The sequence below is a fragment of the Tahibacter caeni genome, assembly GCF_024609805.1.
Taxonomy (GTDB): Bacteria; Pseudomonadota; Gammaproteobacteria; order Xanthomonadales; family Rhodanobacteraceae; genus Tahibacter; species Tahibacter caeni.
In genome coordinates, this window is the sequence record NZ_JANFVR010000468.1 from 1 (window position 1) to 2,842 (window position 2,842).

A 2,842-nucleotide genomic window follows, 5' to 3' on the forward strand; every position below is an offset into this window, starting at 1 on the left:
CGCCGCGAGCAGGCCCTGCCCCGCCGCTGCCGGCGCGAGCGCGCGGCTCGACAGGCCGCGCAGCTGCACGGCGACGGCGCCGTGCTCGTCGCAGAGATCGATGTCGATGCGCGAGACCGCGTCGGTGTCGCCGCGATCGGCGCAATGGCGCAGCCAGGCCCAGAGCGTCGCGCCGGGCGCCGCGCAGACGCGCAGGCGGTCGAGCGCGAACGGCAGCTGCGCCTGTGCCGGTCCGTCGGCCAGCGCCAGCGCGGCCTGCAGCGCCGCGTCGAGCAGGCTCGGATGCAGCACATAGGGGGTCGCCGCGGCGCGCACCGCGTCGGGCAATTCGATTTGCGCGAGCACCTCGCCGCGGCCGCGCTGCAGCACGCGGACGGCGCGATGCGCCGGGCCGTAGCGCAGGCCGAGCCGCTCGAGCGCCGCGTACAGTTCCGCCGCGGTCCAGCACTCGCCGTCGAGGCGCTGCTGCAGCGCCGCCAGATCGAGCCGCTCCGGCGCCGCCGGGTCGACGTAGAGCGCCTGGCCGCGGCCGTGTTCGCACGCGGTGTCGGCGTCTCCGCTGACGACGCGGTAATCGATCGTGCCGTCGGCGGCGGCCTCGATCGCGATGTCGACGGTCGTCGCGCCGGCGACGATCAGCGGCTGCGCCCAGGCGCAGTGGCGCAGCTCGAGCATGCCGTCGCGCCAGGCCGGCGGCAGCGCCTGCTCGACCGCGGCGCGCGCCATTTCGAGATAGGCGGCCGCCGGCAGCACGCGCTGTTCGCTGCCGCCGAGCTGCACGCGATGATCGGCGAGCCACGGCTCGCTGCCGTCGAACACGCTGCGATAGCGCTGGCCGCTGAGATCCGACACGTTCGCATGCACGAGCGGATGCAGCGCGGCCGCAACGGCAGCGGCCGCGGTCGTGGCCGCCGGCAGATCGATCCAGCAGCGCTCGCGCGCGAACGGATACGTCGGCAGGTTCAGCCGCGGCGGCGTGCCGCCTGCGTACAGCGCGGTCCACGGCACGTCGAGCCCCTTGGTCCAGAGCTCGACGACCTTCGCAAGCTTGCCGCCGGTGAGCCAGCGCTCGACGGTCCGGCGCAGGTCCGCATCGTTGCCGAACAGCGCCAGCGTGTCGCGATGGCGCTGCGCCTGAGCGTGATGCACGGTGTACGCCTCCGCGTCGCCGTCGAGCCAGGCCTGCAGCGCCTGCGCGAGCTCGTCGCCGTTCGCGACGACGAGGCCGAGACGCTCGTCCATCGCCTCGCGGCCGACCTGCAAGGTATAGGCGATCGCGACGAGATCGGTCTGCGGCGCGGCGACCACGAACGCGCGCAGGTCGACGGCCTTGCGGCGCAGCTGTTCGGCAGTACGCGCCGACAGCAGGATCGCGACTTCGGCGGCCGGCGCGACCGCGGCCGGCGCGGCGACGTATTCCTCGACGATCAGGTGCGCGTTCGAGCCGCCGGCGCCGAACGAGGAAATGCCGGCGATCCGCGGCAACGTGCGGCCGTCCACGACCGGCGCGGTCCAGTCGACCAGCTCCTGGTTGACGACGAACGGACTTGCCGCGAAATCGATGTGCGGATTCAACGTGCGCGAATGCAGCGACGGCACGATCTGCCGGTGCTTGAGCTGCAGCAGCACCTTCGTCAGCCCGGCGATGCCGGCCGCGGCCTCGCAATGGCCGATGTTCGACTTGGCCGAACCGATGCGGCAGAACTGCCGCTCCGCCGTGTACTGGCCGAAGGCGCGATTGAGCGCGGCGATCTCGATCGGATCGCCGAGCTTCGTGCCGGTGCCGTGCGCCTCGATGTAGCTGATGTGCCGCGCATCCACGCGCGCTTCGGACAACGCGAGCGCGATCGCGCTGGTCTGCGCCTGCGGATTCGGCACGGTATAGCCGTTCGTGCGGCCGCCGTGGCTAAGACCGCTGCCGCGGATCACGGCGTAGATCGGATCGCCGTCGCGCTGCGCGTCGGACAGGCGCTTGAGCACGACCGCGCCGACGCCTTCGCCCGGAATGTAGCCGTCGCCGCCTTCGCCGAAGCTCTGGCAATGACCGTCGCCGGAGATGAACTGGCCCGCGCTGAGCACGAGGTACTTGTTCGGGTGGATCGTCACGTTGACGCCGCCGGCGATCGCCAGCCGCGTGCGCCCCTGGCGCAGGTCCTGGCAGGCCAGGTGAATCGCGGTCAATGACGACGAACACATCGTGTCGACCGTCATGCTCGGACCGTGCAGGTCCAGCGCGTACGACACGCGGTTGGCGATGCTCGCGAAGCTGCCGGCCAGTCCCGTGCGCCGGCCGCGCAGGCTCGCCTCGGCGCCGAACAGCTGGTACTCGCTGTACATGACGCCGACATAGACGCCGACCTGGCCGCCGATGTCGGTCAGGCCTTCCTTCGGCGCCGGGCCGCGCAGGTCCGCGCGGCTGTAGCCGGCGTCCTCGACGGCCATCCACGCATGCTGCAGGAACAGCCGCTCCTGCGGATCGATGCGCTCGGCCTCGAGCGGCGACATGTTGAAGAACAGCGGATCGAACTCGTCGACGCCGTCGATGAAACCGCCCCAGCGGCTGTAGTGATGGCCGTCCTCGCGGCGGTTCTCGCTGTAGTAGTCGCGCCAGTTCCAGCGCTCGGCCGGCACTTCGACGATGCAGTCGCGGCCCTCGCGCAGGTTGTCCCAGTAGGCGGCCAGGTCGCGCGCCTGCGGATAGCGGCCGCTCAGGCCCACGATCGCGATCGGCTCGGCCGCGTCCGCACTCGCCGGAGTACGCCGCACGAGCGCGCGCCGCTGGCGCGGCGACAGCGCCGCTGCCGGCGGCGCGATCTCGACGGCCGTGGACGCCGCGGCGGCC

The 2,842-nt window shown here is 72.3% G+C and carries 1 protein-coding gene; it reads right to left on the minus strand.

Going from position 1 to position 2,842, the window contains the following annotated elements; genetic code table 11:
- Positions 1 to 2,842 (minus strand): type I polyketide synthase (locus NON22_RS22715; protein ID WP_257389268.1); only part of this gene is annotated, 2,842 nt, incomplete at both ends.